Source organism: Paenibacillus sp. FSL R5-192, from assembly GCF_000517845.1.
In the GTDB taxonomy this organism is placed as follows: domain Bacteria; phylum Bacillota; class Bacilli; order Paenibacillales; family Paenibacillaceae; genus Paenibacillus; species Paenibacillus amylolyticus.
Window position 1 is genome coordinate 83,183 of record NZ_ASPR01000039.1, and the last position, 15,733, is coordinate 98,915.

The following is a 15,733-nucleotide window of genomic DNA, read 5'->3' on the forward strand; positions in this document are numbered from 1 at the left end:
GGTGTTCCTCCGTCTATACGGTGAGAACGTTATTCTGTTCAGGTTGCATGGTTGCATCTGTCTGTAAAATGACTGTTTTCACAATGAAAACAAATTCATTTTTTTATTATTCCTACCTGTTTAGTAAGTTATATACGTATAATAAAGGCAGTCTATATACCTGTCAAACGTTTTTTCCGATTTTTACCGGATTTCTGGCCTATTGGTAAAAAAAGAGGAACAACGAACCAGCGTCCGTTGCTCCCTTCAGCGAATCCCATACTTCGCTGGCTATTGAAAACATGAACGGAATTGGACAGCCACACCTTGTCCACTCCTCATCTGCCTGCATACCGGATATTGGGTACCGGTGGTGTGCTCATGCCTTCTCCCAGATAAAAACCGGTGTGTGGCGGTTGATTGTAGGCTACATTTTGCCAAGCGACGCCAAGACGGTACACTGGATCATGCATCAGCGTATAGATGCGTTTGTCCGTAACTGCTGTTGTGGTATAGATCCGCAGTGCTGAACTGTCATTCGTCCGCCATACCACTTCCTCTCTCCAGTCCCCGAACAGATCGGCCTGCAGATTCGGCGTAGACTTGGTTCCGTTGTTGGAAGATACGCCGGAAGCGGTGAGCAGGTTCATCGTTGTGCTGTTAGCATAGTTCCACTTATCGATTCGGTTGCTGTCCAGCAGTTCACGGAGCAGATCCCCATCCCACCAGATGCCAAAATTCGTGGAGGAAGGCAGGGTTGTCCCGAGTTTCTGCCCTTTGGCTGTGTACAGACTGCCGTCTGCCCATACTTCGGCACCTTTATATCTTGGATCGATATCTGCCGCCATGCCACGTCCAATATCCTTTGTTGTTTTGACCCCCCAGATTAACTGGCCTGTACCTGCATCCCGGAACTCCACTCCGGCATTGGATGGCGTCTCATGAACCTGAAATACCTCAAGTCCAGGGCGGTCCGGGTCGAGGTCACTCAAATGCATGGCATCGCCATGATGAAGCCCTGTTGTGTACAATCCTTTGCCGTTATCATCCACCGCCATGGCACCATAAACGATCTCGTCTTTCCCATCTCCGTCTACGTCCGCCACACTCAGATTATGATTGCCCTGCCCGGCATAACCCGAGTTACCGGAGGTATTGGAATCAAATGTCCATTGTTTGGTCAGCTGTCCATTCCGCCAGTTATAAGCCACGAGCACTGTGCGGGTGTAGTACCCACGCGCCATGACCAGACTTGGGCGCTCTCCATCCAGATAAGCAATGGCGGCAAGGAATCGGTCCACCCGATTGCCGTAGTTATCTCCCCAACTGGATACATTGCCACGCGCCGGTTCGTAGTTCACCGTGGAGAGCGCTTTGCCAGTCTGTCCATTGAAAACCGTCAGGAATTCGGGACCAGACAACACATAACCGCTAGAATTACGGTAATCCTTGCTTGCATCCCCGATGACCACGCCAGTGCCATCCTTGGTGCCATCGGCTGTTTTCATCGCAACTTCGGCTTTGCCATCACCGTCGAGATCGTACACCATGAACTGGGTGTAGTGAGCACCCGCTCGGATATTTTTGCCCAGACTAATCCGCCAGAGGCGTGTTCCGTTTAATTTGTAGGCATCGATAAACACTTCCCCGGTATAACCACTCTGGGAGTTATCCTTGGAGTTGGAAGGGTCCCACTTCACGATCAATTCATACTCACCATCACCATCCAGGTCACCTGCACTGGCATCGTTGGCACTGTAGGTGTAGGCTACTCCATCGGGCGTTGTCCCACCTGCAGGTACACTGAGCGGTACAGATAGATAGTTATTGCCCCATACGCTTGCAGCCGCTGAAGCAGCTTGCTCCGTTCCACTGACGACAGCGCGAACCGTATATTTGGAACTGCTCGTCCCGCTTGCATCCTGAAGGTTGGTGCTGTTTGTTATGGGCGATGCGTTCACCTTGGTTCCATCCCGATATACGTTAAACGATACATTCGATCCTTCCGTTCCCAGAAGCCGCCAACTGATAAACACACCTGTCCCGGTCTTCACAGCCACCACACCGCGATCCAGATATTCCATCTGCCTTGGACCCGCTGCATGTGTTACCGACGTGTTGCCAAGGCCAAGCGAAGTAATCAGTAACGCGGAACTCAACAACGATACTCCTACTGTACGTAATGTGCGCTTCCACAATGATGATCGATTCCCCATAAACAATTGCCTCCCCAATTGGTTTGGTAAGCCCGATGCCCTTGTAGCGCCATCTTTTATGTAAGCGCTTTAATGTATTCATTTTAAATTAAACATATAATTCCATCTATAGGTCTAATTTAGTAATTGGATGGTGGTAAAGGAAAAAAGCCAAAGGATTTTTCCTTCGACTGCGTTAAGTATATTACAGTTTAATCATAATGCTAAATAGATTCAGAACTGAAGTACTTCTATTAAGCATTAATTCGCTGCATTTCATTAATTAGTAATTTAAGCTTTTCCTTGTCTTCAAAATTTTCACTACTAAAGCTTTTTTCAAGAAAAGCCATTACATATTTAATGAAATTGAGATCATTATTTTTTTGGATAGAGAAGTTCAATCCTTCTAAAATTCGACTTATTGCAACATCGCGATTGTGGTTTAAATAGTATATCGCCAATTCCCCTAGAAGTTTTGCATAATTTTGATCCATCATTGAAGAATTGTATTGTCCAAATTCTGTCTTGTATGTACGTAAAGGAATGTAATCCGAGAAACGCTCTAAAATATCATCAATATTCCAGTTAAACTTATTCGCTGCCTGGATGATGTAACGTAATGCCAAAAATATCTCATCCGGGTATTGTGTGATGTAATTTGCATATTTTTTAACAACATTTATATCCCCAGATAACATCTGATAGAGATACTTATTAGCCGTTGCCCATTCTTCGAATTGCTTCAGCACACGTCGAGACTCCTCATCGTCCTCCCGCACCCAGCTCTGTCCACTTGCATAAAGCCCCACAAGTTCTAATGCTTTGTCATAGTCTCCCTGCTCCTCAAATACCGTCGACTGAATCAACCAAGCATATAGTATATAAAAGTAAAGTGGCCGTACTGTTAGTTTCCACTCCTGATTTTGTCGTTCCGAAATGTTAATTGTATTATATTGAATTTTGGCTAACTGTAACATCTTGTCAGCGAAATTTTTAACTTCGCTCCATTTATTTACCGAGCCAAAAGCATGGATTAGATCTTTGAAGGCTTCAAGTTGGTACCCCTCATCCAACCGGTCAACATAGGGCTCGAACAAGATAGCCAACCTTAGATTTTCCTCCAGGTTCTCTCCTTGTCCAATTAGAAACAATCGATACTGACACATCGCAAGCCGTTCGGAATGCTGATATTTCTCAACTTCACTCACACTCTTATATAACAATGCCGCCGCAGACCGCTGATTTTGTTCAAATAATTGTTCAGCCATCTCAAATAGTTCTGTCGCATAATCCAGGTCGTCCAGTAGCCGATAAAGAATCTGTTCAATGCAGTCCAGCCGATTCAACTCCGCACTTCGGAGAATAAACGGTCTGATCCGCCGCATGGATACGGAATAAGCAAAACATTCTTCCACATAGTCGGCAAAAAAATGATCCGCTGCCACGCCCATTCCTGATGATATCGCAATCAACTGACTCACGGATATGGGACGATTCCCATTTAGAATACGACTAACTGTGCCTGTATTAATGCCAGATACTTCCGAGAATCGGGAGAGCGTCATACTGTTCTTATCGATAAACTGGGTTAATTGCTCCCGAATTGAATTTGCAGGTTCCAAGGAAAGCACCACCCTTCGTGTAACATCCAGATTTCAGGTTTTTTTCACCCTATATTATGATCATAATGAACGTTCGAACGAGGGTCAATAAAAAATGTTATAATATCCACCATTTTCAAGTTACTCGCTTAAAAAGCCTAAAAAAGCTGTAAAACCATGTGTTTCTCCATGATTTCACAGCTTATAGACAACTTTTATACCACAGGAGCAATACATACCGGACGAGACAGTTCTAGCTTGAACCCGTTATGCGTCAGACGTCCGTCTTCTTCACTGATCTGGAAACCTACGAGGTTATTGCTGTCCTGATTCGCCACAACCAGAATCCCACCTGGCAAAATATTAAAGTTACGCGGTGTCTGCCCAATCGTGGACGTCCACTCTACGGCTTCCAATTTACCGCTCTCCTGATCAATATGATAGAGCACGATGCTGTCATCTCCCCGATTGGATGCATACAGGAAACGTCCACATGGAGATACACGGATGTCTGCAGCTGTACCCTCTCCTTTATGCCCTTCTGGAAGTGTGGAAATGTGCTGTACCGTAGTGAACTCCCCTCTACGCTCATCGTACAGGAAAGCCGTAACCGTGTTATCCAATTCGTTGATCACATATGCCCACTTCGAGTTGGGATGGAACACAAGATGCCTTGGCCCTGCGCCTGGTGGCTGATCCATCTCACGATGGGTAACCAGACGTCCCTCTTCCAAGCGATACACAATGATCTGATCCAGACCGAGGTCACATACGATAGCATACTGCCCGGACGGATCGGGTTGAATGGAGTGTGCATGCGGCCCTTCCTGGCGTTCTTCATTGATTCCACTTCCCGTGTGCTCCACCCATGCACTCATCTCACCAAGCGTCCCCTGATCGCCAACCGGGAATACATTGACACTGCCGCTGCTATAGTTGGATGAGAACACCCACTGACCATCCTTGGAGACAGACACATAACATGGAGAAGCCCCTCTGGTCTGTTTTCGATCCATCAGGTGCAGCTCACTTGTTGCCGCATCTCTCCGATAGACCAACACCTCTCCCTCGTCCGTTTCACTCGCCACATACAGACAGTTTCCATCCGGGCTTAGCGCCAGATAAGACGGATTATCCACACCATCCATGTGATTGACGATTCGCATCTCTCCTGTATCCGCATTCAACGCACATAGGAATATTCCGGGTTCATCCGCTGACGCATACGTACCTGTATAGAAAAGTGTTTCCTGTGTTGTGACTGGTTCCATAACTAAATCTCTCCCTTATCTTGTATATTCACTGTTCTGATTCTTCCCACTGGTATGTAATTACCCAATTCACGGGCAACTACTTCACTTCCTGTAACGTGGCTTTCTAAATCGAGAACAACCCCGGTGAGCGATCTCATATCTGGCATTGACTCCCTTATCACCTCTCACCATAATACAAAGTATGAGACCTAACAACAGACCCCCCCTACTGCGTAAATCTGACGGATTTCGTATGCAAAAACTCATTGTGCTGCCGGACTCCCTGCTGCAAGAAACCGCAGCTTATCCGGTCACGTCCGGATTATATGTTACCGATATCGGTTACTTTCACGAGGCGGAGCATCATTACCGTGATCGTCCCGATGGTTGTGAATCACACATTCTGATGTACTGTGCCCAAGGCACAGGCTGGTATACGATGGATGGCAGCAAGACTTATGATGTCAGCCCGGGAAACCTCGTTATATTACCTGCACATGTCCCTCATGTGTACGGAGCCAACGCAGCTGAACCATGGAGCATCTTCTGGATTCATCTGCGTGGGGAACACGCTTTAGACTACATAGAACCCTTGTTAACTCATCATATTACTACCATGCCACCGGCCAAGGCTCAAAAATGGCTTGAGCTGTTCCATGAATGTTACGGCGCACTTGAGACGGGTTACTCCATGCAGACGATGACGTATGCCTCCCAGATTATTGGCTATATGCTGGGCATGCTCGCTTATGGACCGGAGACGACAGGGTCAGATGGTGGGATCGTGAGCAGCAAACGTGCGGCCGAACAATCCGTTCAATATATGCTGGAGCACCTGGAGAATGGAATCACCCTCAAGGAACTGGCGGCTCACGCGCGGCTGTCTGTCCCTCATTACTCTCAGTTATTCAAGCAAGCTACGGGGCATTCGCCCATCGATTATTTCCTGCGGCTGAAGATTCAACATTCCTGCCGCTATCTGGATTTTACCGATTGGACCGTGAAGCAGATCAGCTCCGAGCTTGGATTCAAGGACCCTTACTACTTCTCCCGTCTGTTCAGCAAAATGATGGGACGTTCACCCACAGATTATCGAAATAAATCCAAAGGTTAGAGGCAATGCCTTTACTTAGCCCTATCTGAATGATTATGAATTCAGTTGGAAAATTCCAGCAACCTTTTGAACAGAAGGGTCGTCTATAGGGGCAAATAACTTTTATATAAAGGGATCATCCCTGGAAAAGTGAGGCGAACCTATCATGAAAAAAAATATACTTGCTACATTAACTGCGGGAGCTCTGCTCACGCTGTCTCTAAGTGCAGGCCCGATCAACGCTGCGCAGGCCCAATTCACGGATATTCAAGGTATCGCAGGAGCAAACAAAATCGAATCTCTCCATAAAGATGGATTCATCAAAGGTGTGAGTGACAGCTTGTTCAAACCTGAACTGGAGTTAAATACCGCTCAAGGCATTCAACTGATTGCGGACGGCCTGAATCTGAATCTGGACACGATTCGTTTTATCAAAATGCCGGTACCAAGTGACTACTTCTCTGCTGTAAAAGATGGCGTATGGTACAGTGATGCATTTATCCGCGCACAATATAATGGCATTCAGATGTCACAGGGTATCGATCCGTCCAAACCGCTTACTCGTGAACAATTCACACTGTTCCTGATGCAAGGCATCGAAGCCAAAGGCGGTCTGCCGATGATTAATATCAAACCTGTGGACATTACCGACGAACAGGAGCTGACGCCAGAGTATCAAGGTGCCATTCAGCGTTCACTCGTTCTCAAAATCAATGAATTGGATGCCGACGGAAACTTCAATCCCAAACAAACGATTACTCGCGCCGAAGCAGCAGTGATGATGTATAACGCAATCGAGTACATGGAATCGTTCCATGCACCACAAATCCCGGAAACACCTGGGAAGTAATACTTCCTTGGTGGAAGCAGTATGCCAAACAGCCGCACCTTCCCTCAACAGGAAAGTGCGGCCGTTTGTATTATACCTATATCACTGATGCAATCATCAGATTTAACTTTCTAACTTAGAAAGAACCTTTAACAACAACCTCAGACAACGGTAAACGTCCTGACGGGCGAGCTGGCTGTGCAGCTTTACCTACAGTAATCAACAACGTTGGCACAAATCGTGCAGGAATGTTGAATGTTTCCATCAGTTTTTGTGGATTATATCCACCGATTGGACATGTATCGTAACCCAGGGAGCGTGCAGCAATCATAATATTTTGGGAAGCAAAGGATGCATTGCGAATCGCTTCATCACGAGCGATTTGCGGGCTTTGGTAAGCACCGTTGATCTGTCCAACCAATGCGTCACGAACCTCTGCAGTCAGTGCGCCTGCTTCAACAGCTTGATCGTAGATTACGGTGTTACGGTTTGCTTCCAAATCTCCGAGAACAGCAATCGTAACCGAACTTTCCACGATCTGACTTTGACCGTAAGCAACTGGCAGCAATTTCGCTTTGTCTGCTTCGGATTCAATCACGAGGAATCTCCAGTGTTGCAGGTTCCATGAAGATGGTGCTTCCGCAGCTGCTGTCAGAATCGCATTGAGATCAGCTTCAGGCAATTCAAACCCTTTTTCGTACTTTTTGACAGCATGGCGTTCGCTAATGACGCGAAGTGTTTCATTTTTTTCAATGCCTGACATGTGTTCCACTCCCCAGAATCTAGTTTGTTTATACTTCTTTTACTTTCGCAAGGTGATCTCGAAGTTTACTCTACCAGGGATTTTCCTTCCGAAAATAACATCAGCGCAGACGATCTCTCCCCATCTGTGTTCACGTTATGCCCGGAATCGCCTGAGAACATCAATGGATCTTTCACCGGAGCACACGCCAATGCCATAACTTGTCCACCATGCCTGACTAAACCAAGGCCATGTCATGAAGGACCATTCGTTGTGGACTCCGTCAGGACTTCTCCTTTGCAGATAATCCATTCAGCGACAGGGTTATCGCTTCCCCATGACCTATGCGCTCTTTCACATCCTGAATGGATATACGGTCAAAATAAGCGCTGAGCGCCTCTTCGCCTCCGTTATATATGTTCCCCATCACATCCTGCATATTGGAAGATACCACGCACGATGAACCGGACTCCCCTGAGCACCAGTTGGGACCGAGTGAACCACCAGCTACCAGTCTGTACAATTCTCCAAGCTTGATCTCTTCACTCGGACGGCTAAGCAAGTACCCACCATGAGCACCTTCCTTGGTCGTCAGGTAACCATGCTTGCGCAGAACACTAAGTACCTTACGGACTCTGGCCGGGTGTGTACCCACACTCTGGGACAAATCTTCACTATTGGCCATACACTCATCTCTCATCGACAGAAAAACAAGACAATGCACCGCTATGGTAAATTCACTGTTCATAACTTACTCCTTCCCGGCTTACAACACCGATGAACTCCAACTCAAGGTAAGTATAACTGTCATTATATGAATAACAGTTATGTTTGTCAACTTTCACCCAGCATGGAGATCAAACGTGATTTTTCCTGTTATACCAATACTTACAGCTCATCCACACAATTAAGCTAGGATTAACATCCCGTCTTCATTTTAATCCAAAAAGAACAAAAAAGTGAGCCTTCCGCTACGCGAAGGGCTCCAATAAGATAGACATATGAAAGGGCTTACGTGATTATTATAATCGGTAATCTCCAATTTGAAAACGCTTTTTTTGTAAAGTGCATCATTATTTTAAATTTTTTTTATTTAAATAAAATGAACAACAGGTATTGCTAAAACTAATACCATTAGTTATTATACTAATACCATTAGTTTTAAGGAGGGTTTAACGATGCGTATTACCCGAGAATTTGATGTCGTTCAAGTTACGTTTTTCCCAAGACTCTTCCCTGTGAACGTATACCTGGTTGAAGAGGAAGATGGTTTAACCCTGATTGATGCCGGAATACCGGTCAGTCTTAAGGGGATTTTGGCAACTGCCCAGTCCCTTGGAAAACCCATTACCAAGATCATTCTGACTCACGCGCATAGCGACCATATTGGTGCGTTGGATCGTCTCACAGAGGCACTGCCCCAAGCCGAGGTCTTCATCTCCAGACGGGATGCCCGGCTATTGGCGGGTGATACTTCCCTTCTTCCCGGTGAGCCACAAACCCCGGTACGCGGCGGCGTGCCTAAGCCCAAAGCGGTGCGCACCCAGCCAAACCACTTGCTGGATGACGGTAACCAGATTGGTTCACTGGTCGCCGTTGCCTCACCAGGACATACGCCGGGGCATATGTCCTTCATGGATACGCGCAGCCGCGTGCTCATCGCTGGCGACGCGTACCAACTGCAAGGCGGCCTTGCCGTATCCGGCCGCGTGCGCCCGCTCTTCCCGTTCCCCGCGCTGGCGACGTGGAACCGCGAAGCGGCTCTGGCCAGCGCGAAGCGCCTGGCGGAGCTGGAACCGTCCGTGCTGGCTGTAGGCCACGGACGGATGCTGCGCCAGCCCGCGGCCGCCATGCGCGCGGCAACCGCTGATGCACAGCAGCGGTTTGATCTTGCCGGGGGGCAACTATGAGCCCCCGGCAAGGGCTGGATCGCGGCGCTCTGCTCAGCGCCGCCACCCAGCTTGCTGACAGCGACGGCTTTCAGGCGCTGACACTCGCCGCGTTGGCACAGCGGCTGGATGTGCGCTCGCCGTCGCTCTACAACCACATCAGCGGACTTCCCGGGCTTCGCCAGGAAATGGCGCTGATGTCCGTACAACAGCTTAGCCGCGCATTAACCGCGGCTATCGCTGACCGCACTGGCGATGATGCCATTCAGGCCATCGCTGCGGCATACATTGGCTTCGTTCGCGAGCACCCCGGGCTCTACGAAGCCTCATTTCATGCCCCGACCCGCGAGGAGCCACAGCTCGCCGCGGCCAGCACAGCCACGCTGGAGTTGCTGCTGCACAGCTTGCAGCCCTACCCCTTAACCGAAGCGGAAGCATTGCATGCCGTTCGTGGTTTGCGCAGCCTCTGCCATGGATTTGCCTCCATTGAGGCACAGGGCGGCTTCGGCATGGACTTTGATCCGGACGAAAGTCTGCGTCTGACCGTATCCGCCTTCCTCCACGGACTCCGGCATCTTCACCAGGACTAGTAAGGCACGCATTGCATCATGAAAAAGGACTGCAGAGGATCTGCAGTCCTTTTTACATTGCCGTGTACTGGGTACATCCCATAGATAGATTTTGACAGTAATAATGTTATAGTTGCGCCAAAGACTTCTAACACATTAACATCCACTTTGAATTCATCTTTCATCCGCTTGTGTTCTTTATAATTTCTTTCTTTACAATTTCATTTAATACAGAGAAAAGTGGCGCCTCGGTTGCACGATGCCATGATCGGTGCCCTCTGACCAAAATCTAACGAACCGAGGACACGCTATAACGGCAATTAGAGCGAATAACAACAACTAACGAACTCCACACGTCCTATTTCGCAGAAAACTGGCTGCGGGACAGGAATAACGAGTATATTCCGTCATTTAACGTGTCTGTGATTCGTTACATTTACCAACGTGCCAATTTAGGCCCAATAAGATGTGCTGAGTTCGTTAGAACGTGCTACGTACGGTGCTTCAAATCACATTGCCATAGCGGCACACGTCCAGACACACATTGTGTTATGGAGCTAAATACGGAGCGTTCATGCTCCAAATTGCGTTGATCAAGCGGATGCGGGTACATGACTAGATAAGGATCTTACCTTGCTCGTAATGCACATGGTAGTACATGCTTTATTAGTATTCATGTATAGATCACGCTACAGTTCAGTACACACATTGGGGCGATTCTAGATACGGAGCTTACCCTGGTCGTGATGCACACTTTAGTACTTATTTTAATACGTGTCCTAATACGAATCATTTAATAGATCTCACTACATGTACGCCGCAGCGGGACAATTTTTGTTTTGGATCTAGCTACAACTCCCATTGTTCAGGGCGGTAAGAGTCTGAAACATATTCGATCTACCCAGTCCCAGTCCCATTTCACCTGGCCATCTGATCCTTACTTGATCCGCCTTGTCTCTCAACCGCACTTTTGCCTTTCACATCTACGCACTTCTCTAATATGTACATCTCCCGTTCCTCTCGCAAGGTGGAATGGACTTTGGCTTCCCTTTTTCCATCGAAACGGTTCTCGATAATCTATCTATGGCCATTGCTGCCGTCCATCCTGCACTTCATTCAAAATATGCTTCATCACGGGCACGTACACTTTCCAGTAGAACATGTCCGGAATATCTTTCTGATCTGGCGTAAGCTTGGACCGGACGACCTCCCATCCACGGATTCGGCGCCAGAAGGAATAATGCTTCATCTCTCCAAAGGACCCTGCCATGTAATACGACCGATTATAGTCGTCGTACCGGACCAGTGCAGCAAATTCCGCAGGAATTCCTGCATCCACCAGCTTCTGCTCACCTGTCTCCGTCAGATCCGTCTTATACCAGGCCAGTATGGAGTTCTTCTCTTGCGGCACAATGATATCGAACCAGCCACTATAATGTATATCCTGGGTTATGCCGCTCCAATCACTGCCTTCCGGTGTAAATGCAATCTGTATATTGCCTGTCTTCACATCCGGACCTTTCGCCAGTACCATGACCTGTCCATCCATATGGATCAGCAGCATACCCGCTCCGTGATAAGACCATTTCTTCTTCTCTTGTTGCTCATAGTTCGTCCGAATCCAACGGGGTACTTCTTCTATACTTTGCAGATTAGATACCGATTTCCCTTGCCATCCACTGCTGTCCACACCCAAGATGGGGTATAGTTGCTCTCTTGTCATCTTGGAAGCCGTATTTGCCAATGCACTGTATTCGGCAACAATCGTTACCCCTTTATACGCAGCCTCGCGGATTTTCTGCACATCATATATCGTTAATCCTTCATAGATTCCGCCTTGTTTCCCTTCACTCTTGTGTGCAGACAGACTACTCCGATTCGCCGTCAGATAGATCAGATCCGTATCTGTCACCTCATCAGGCAGCAGTTGCTTCATCCGTGGAAGCCCGTTCTGAAGATCATAACCGTAATAATCCTCTTCATACGAGTAGTATTCCCCTGTGTGCTGTACAATCTTCTGTTGATTCAGAAGCCAAACCAACCCCTTGTGCCCCTGATAGGACAAGTCCGGTCTGCTCTTGTCAATAATCATGATGTTCAGTGAAACCGGGGCCTGGGATTGCCACATAATCCATGGGACAACCAGCACCACCGATACCACTGTAAAACAAGCCAACGTCCACATCGTGGCTGGCCTGTAACTTTTTTTCATGAAGCGTATTCCTCCTTGCTCTGTTCCAAGGTATTGTCAGGATCGATCGTTAGATTACCCTAATCCATGTCTGCTGTCCTTTTCCTCTGCCTTCCGCAATCCCATAGCCTGCAACATGCCATATATACGGGATATGTTATTCAGCGGTCTGAACCAGAACGTCTCCGTACATGCATACAACAGCAGACGTGTCACCTCTCGGGACGTATATACCTTGCGTGAACACCATATTTCGAACATCACCACACTTGCGGACAACAAGGAACCATAGAGGGTCAGTAGCAGAACGAGAATGATGCATAGGTTAATATCCACCCACTGTAGCCCTATGCCTGCAATGAACAGCACGATCGCTCCCAGTTCCAACACAGGCCCCAACAATTCGATCAAAATAAAATACGGGATGGATACCATCCCCATCCAGCCATAGGCCGGATTGAAGATCATGCTCCGCTGAGTCCATAGACTGCTTGCAAGCTGCATGTGCCAACCGATACGCTGTCTGCACAGCTGATGCCATGTACCGGGTACTTCTACCCTGCAGATCGGATCGGGAATATATATAATACGGCCACGTTCCCGAATCTGCTTCATATGTTTCTGTAACCGCATCACCAGTTCCATGTGAGCGACCTGGTCATCGCGCTTGTAACCTCCAACTTCCAACACCCGGTTCTTTTTGAATATACCGAATACTTCAGACGTAAATAAAAGCACATTAATATTATAACGAACAAGGCCCACACCGCTAATCAGAAAAGCACGCACGTATTCAATGGTCTGCATTACAAACAACGTACTGCCCGTCCTTCTTGCGCCGTTGTCGGTTAAATCCGTTTGATTCGTATTTCTGGAGGCCATGAGATCTACTCGTCCACTACAAGCAACGACCTCTTCTCCTGGGAGAGCATCCATAACGGGCTTCATAATCTTCACCAATGCATCCCGTTCCAGAACTGTCCTGGGTCCAACAGAGGCGATATAAGGATATTGCGAGATATTCAGACCGGCATTCAGGGAGTCCATTCGTCCCCCATAAGCCTTGTCGATCACAACCAGACGATGATGTAATCTGGATTGGTAGACACATTTAATCTGAGCCGTCTCCTGACCGAGTCCCGAATAATGAACTTTACTCCGAATGGGCATCAGATCATAGGTTTCTTTTAGACGCCGCATGGTCTCATCCTCTGATCCATCATTAATGATAATAACCTCATAACGTGCATACTGAATATCCAACAGACAGCTGATTCGCTGTACGATCGTATCCTCGCTATTCCGCACCGGAACAAGCAGGGATACCGCAGGAGCCAGTTCTTCATCCAACATCTCATGATATTGCAGCGGGTCCAGATCCCTCTGGCGGATCAATGTGCGAGCGGCAGCAACGACCAGAACACTACACGTCACAATCGCTAACACCAGATAGATAAATATCCCCTCGTAACATGCCAAAACAAAACTCCGCAGCATCTCAATCCATCTTTCGTCCATACTGCATCCTTTCCAGCGTTTCCTCCGCTATCTGCCTTGCATATTTATCCGGATGGTTTACAGCCGTATCCCGGAGCTCTTCAAGTCCCTGCTCGTACCGGGCAAGAGAGTTCGCCGCTTCCTGTCGGATCTGAAAAGAAGGATCACCCATCATTACCTTCAGTCTAGGAATAAAAGCATCCGCATGAACAGTACCCATAAGCTGGGTCACTGTTAGTCTTTCAGAGCGTTGCCTCTCCTCACCAGATTCGTTCCATACCAGCAATAGCCCCTTCAGCAATTCTTCGCGACCTCTGCTCACTTGAGCCAATGCCTGATAAGCATGGGTACGCAGCAACGCATCCTCTCCAAGAATGAGCTTCTCCAGTAGAACAACGGCACCCTCCGTCTGGTCATCCCGAATACGAATGGCATGGACGATATTAGACTGGACCTGGTAAGGTACATCCTTAAAATGATCCTTCATACGAGTCCAGGATGAATCGGTAAGCAACAGCAGAATCTGCAGATACTGCGTATCGGACCATACATATTGCTCACGCATCAATTCCTTCACGATTCTGAAATAACCGGTTCTGGCATATATGCGCAATATGATGAAGCGTTCAAGCGGCGTACAGGAAGTAACCCGCAACATATCCTCTAACCTGGGCAGAAGCTCTATCATATGAAACTGTTCAATATATAACAACGTGTTGACCCGTTCACTCCACTTTCCCGTCTTCAGAACCGACCGGTATGAACTTCCAAAGACTTGCCAGGATAACAGACGAATTCGCAGAGTCTCGTGCTCTTCCGGACCTTGAGCAAGCCGTTGCAATAACAGCTGCTGCAAAACACTCTGTTGATCTCCACTCATATTCATTAAGTCAGCTTTCACTTCTCCTTGGCCCAGATACTGCTGTAACACCGAATCTTCGGAATGTAATTCCTGCATCAGTACCGTCTTAACCTTTTCCCTGCGTCTACTGCTATATTTCATCCATAAGATGTAACTGTAGATAACCAGCAAAAAAGCTAGTACACTTGCACATATGAGGCTGACCACATGTACTAACCAATCTGTATTACCTGCAAGCCACCCTCTATGATGTGAGCCGATAAGCTTGATATACATCCATTGTTGTCCAATCATTGCATGATTTCCCCTTAATCGAATAAACGGCCTTACAACGGGCACAATAATACAAAATTTTCAAATACACCCTGTGAATACATATCGGGTATATGATACACTAAGCTTTCTATCGGCTTTCTGCGTTTGTGATATAATAGGAACTGAAAATTCCGGCAATTCGTATTGGGTTCCGGATCTCCGGATAACATATTATTCCAGAAAGAGGGAGTTCTACGTGGCTCAAATCAGTCCGTACTACCTGCAAATCGGAGCAACCGTGGGCATGCTTGTCATGGCACTGCTTGCCATCTTCATCCGCATGAAAGCCAGTCACAGACCGGTGACCATTCGTAAAATCCTTATTCCTCCGCTCGGCATGAGCACAGGATTTCTCATGTTTGTTGTACCAGCAACACATGTTCCTCTACTCTGGGCATTCTTTGCGTTTTTGGTGGGCTGGTTCCTCTTCTCCTATCCCCTCATTCGCAGTACACGGTTTGAACGAGTAGGTGAAGAAATTTTTGCCACACGTTCTCGCAGCTTTGCATTTATCTTGCTTGGATTGCTGGCCGTACGCCTGATCCTGCATGAAGTCATTCAGCGATATGTAAGTATTCCGCAAACAGGCGGATTGTTCTTCCTGCTGGCTTTTGGCATGATTGTACGCTGGCGTGTATATATGTACAAACACTACAAAGAAGTGCTGGTCGCCGAACACTAGTCACCTACATAGACCACGCATAGATTTACAGATAAA

Annotated in this window: 14 protein-coding genes; 5 read left to right on the forward strand and 9 right to left on the reverse strand. The window is 47.5% G+C overall.

All coding sequences use genetic code 11. The features are described 5' to 3' along the window. Positions 1 to 317 precede the first annotated feature (317 nt). The 3 genes from C161_RS19670 to C161_RS19680 all read right to left on the reverse strand — a co-directional run bounded on the left by C161_RS19670 (position 318) and on the right by C161_RS19680 (position 5,046). Positions 318 to 2,195 (reverse strand): rhamnogalacturonan lyase, encoded by a 1,878-nt coding sequence (locus C161_RS19670; RefSeq protein WP_051449820.1) that lies wholly within the window; start codon positions 2,193 to 2,195, stop codon positions 318 to 320. A 233-nt stretch (positions 2,196 to 2,428) separates the two neighbouring features. Beyond that, positions 2,429 to 3,796, reverse strand: a complete 1,368-nt coding sequence (locus C161_RS19675) for a helix-turn-helix domain-containing protein (protein WP_083677579.1) — start codon at positions 3,794 to 3,796, stop codon at positions 2,429 to 2,431. A 194-nt stretch (positions 3,797 to 3,990) separates the two neighbouring features. Further along, a complete protein-coding gene (locus C161_RS19680) occupies positions 3,991 to 5,046 on the reverse strand; it encodes a lactonase family protein (RefSeq protein WP_036672175.1) in 1,056 nt (351 codons plus the stop codon). A 235-nt stretch (positions 5,047 to 5,281) separates the two neighbouring features. Between C161_RS19680 and C161_RS19685 the strand changes: the two genes are divergently transcribed. Together C161_RS19685 and C161_RS19690 are read left to right on the forward strand one after the other, a co-directional pair. Further along, entirely contained in the window at positions 5,282 to 6,142 is an 861-nt protein-coding gene (locus C161_RS19685) for an AraC family transcriptional regulator (protein ID WP_051449821.1), read from the forward strand. 145 nt (positions 6,143 to 6,287) lie between these two features. Continuing rightward, positions 6,288 to 6,971 carry an S-layer homology domain-containing protein gene (locus C161_RS19690; protein ID WP_036672178.1) on the forward strand — a complete coding sequence of 228 codons (684 nt, stop codon included), beginning with the start codon at positions 6,288 to 6,290 and terminating at the stop codon, positions 6,969 to 6,971. Positions 6,972 to 7,086: 115 nt separating this feature from the next. Here the strand turns inward: C161_RS19690 and C161_RS19695 are convergent, their stop codons facing one another. The 3 genes from C161_RS19695 to C161_RS19700 form a co-directional block, all read right to left on the reverse strand. Then, on the reverse strand, positions 7,087 to 7,713 hold the full coding sequence (locus C161_RS19695; protein ID WP_036607468.1) for a nitroreductase family protein: 627 nt from the start codon (positions 7,711 to 7,713) through the stop codon (positions 7,087 to 7,089). Positions 7,714 to 7,778: 65 nt separating this feature from the next. Continuing rightward, positions 7,779 to 7,910, reverse strand: a complete 132-nt coding sequence (locus C161_RS33355) for a hypothetical protein (RefSeq protein ID WP_268745231.1) — start codon at positions 7,908 to 7,910, stop codon at positions 7,779 to 7,781. 65 nt (positions 7,911 to 7,975) lie between these two features. Next, complete coding sequence (locus C161_RS19700; protein WP_051449822.1) at positions 7,976 to 8,440, reverse strand: RrF2 family transcriptional regulator; 465 nt, start codon at positions 8,438 to 8,440, stop codon at positions 7,976 to 7,978. 430 nt (positions 8,441 to 8,870) lie between these two features. Here C161_RS19700 and C161_RS19705 point away from each other — a divergent pair, with 430 nt between their 5' ends. Both C161_RS19705 and C161_RS19710 read left to right on the forward strand, forming a co-directional pair. Then, positions 8,871 to 9,602, forward strand: coding sequence for an MBL fold metallo-hydrolase (locus C161_RS19705; protein ID WP_036672180.1), 732 nt, complete (start codon positions 8,871 to 8,873; stop codon positions 9,600 to 9,602). Next, complete coding sequence (locus C161_RS19710; RefSeq protein ID WP_036672181.1) at positions 9,599 to 10,171, forward strand: TetR/AcrR family transcriptional regulator; 573 nt, start codon at positions 9,599 to 9,601, stop codon at positions 10,169 to 10,171. The genes C161_RS19705 and C161_RS19710 overlap by 4 nt, the downstream gene beginning before the upstream one ends. A gap of 1,060 nt (positions 10,172 to 11,231) precedes the next feature. On the opposite strand, the gene C161_RS19715 is transcribed toward C161_RS19710, so the two are convergent. The 3 genes from C161_RS19715 to C161_RS19725 are packed head-to-tail and all read right to left on the reverse strand — an operon-like array spanning position 11,232 to position 14,994. Next, on the reverse strand, positions 11,232 to 12,362 hold the full coding sequence (locus C161_RS19715) for a hypothetical protein (RefSeq protein ID WP_036607479.1): 1,131 nt from the start codon (positions 12,360 to 12,362) through the stop codon (positions 11,232 to 11,234). Between the two features lie 54 nt (positions 12,363 to 12,416). Continuing rightward, on the reverse strand, positions 12,417 to 13,859 hold the full coding sequence (locus C161_RS19720; protein ID WP_051447038.1) for a glycosyltransferase family 2 protein: 1,443 nt from the start codon (positions 13,857 to 13,859) through the stop codon (positions 12,417 to 12,419). Next, on the reverse strand, positions 13,840 to 14,994 hold the full coding sequence (locus tag C161_RS19725; RefSeq protein ID WP_036672182.1) for a HEAT repeat domain-containing protein: 1,155 nt from the start codon (positions 14,992 to 14,994) through the stop codon (positions 13,840 to 13,842). The genes C161_RS19720 and C161_RS19725 overlap by 20 nt, the downstream gene beginning before the upstream one ends. A 217-nt stretch (positions 14,995 to 15,211) precedes the next feature. On the opposite strand from C161_RS19725, the gene C161_RS19730 reads away from it, so the two are divergent. After that, entirely contained in the window at positions 15,212 to 15,697 is a 486-nt protein-coding gene (locus C161_RS19730; protein ID WP_036607484.1) for a CcdC family protein, read from the forward strand. Positions 15,698 to 15,733 lie beyond the last annotated feature (36 nt).

Excerpts from the sequence above, each read along its gene's own strand:
- C161_RS19670 (WP_051449820.1), bottom strand. The coding sequence starts at position 2,195 with ATGGGGAATCGATCATCATTGTGGAAGCGCACATTACGTACAGTAGGA.
- C161_RS19680 (WP_036672175.1), bottom strand. The coding sequence starts at position 5,046 with ATGGAACCAGTCACAACACAGGAAACACTTTTCTATACAGGTACGTAT.
- C161_RS19685 (WP_051449821.1), top strand. The coding sequence starts at position 5,282 with ATGCAAAAACTCATTGTGCTGCCGGACTCCCTGCTGCAAGAAACCGCA.
- C161_RS19690 (WP_036672178.1), top strand. The coding sequence starts at position 6,288 with ATGAAAAAAAATATACTTGCTACATTAACTGCGGGAGCTCTGCTCACG.
- C161_RS19695 (WP_036607468.1), bottom strand. The coding sequence starts at position 7,713 with ATGTCAGGCATTGAAAAAAATGAAACACTTCGCGTCATTAGCGAACGC.
- C161_RS33355 (WP_268745231.1), bottom strand. The coding sequence starts at position 7,910 with ATGGCATTGGCGTGTGCTCCGGTGAAAGATCCATTGATGTTCTCAGGC.
- C161_RS19700 (WP_051449822.1), bottom strand. The coding sequence starts at position 8,440 with ATGAACAGTGAATTTACCATAGCGGTGCATTGTCTTGTTTTTCTGTCG.
- C161_RS19705 (WP_036672180.1), top strand. The coding sequence starts at position 8,871 with ATGCGTATTACCCGAGAATTTGATGTCGTTCAAGTTACGTTTTTCCCA.
- C161_RS19710 (WP_036672181.1), top strand. The coding sequence starts at position 9,599 with ATGAGCCCCCGGCAAGGGCTGGATCGCGGCGCTCTGCTCAGCGCCGCC.
- C161_RS19715 (WP_036607479.1), bottom strand. The coding sequence starts at position 12,362 with ATGAAAAAAAGTTACAGGCCAGCCACGATGTGGACGTTGGCTTGTTTT.
- C161_RS19720 (WP_051447038.1), bottom strand. The coding sequence starts at position 13,859 with ATGGACGAAAGATGGATTGAGATGCTGCGGAGTTTTGTTTTGGCATGT.
- C161_RS19725 (WP_036672182.1), bottom strand. The coding sequence starts at position 14,994 with ATGATTGGACAACAATGGATGTATATCAAGCTTATCGGCTCACATCAT.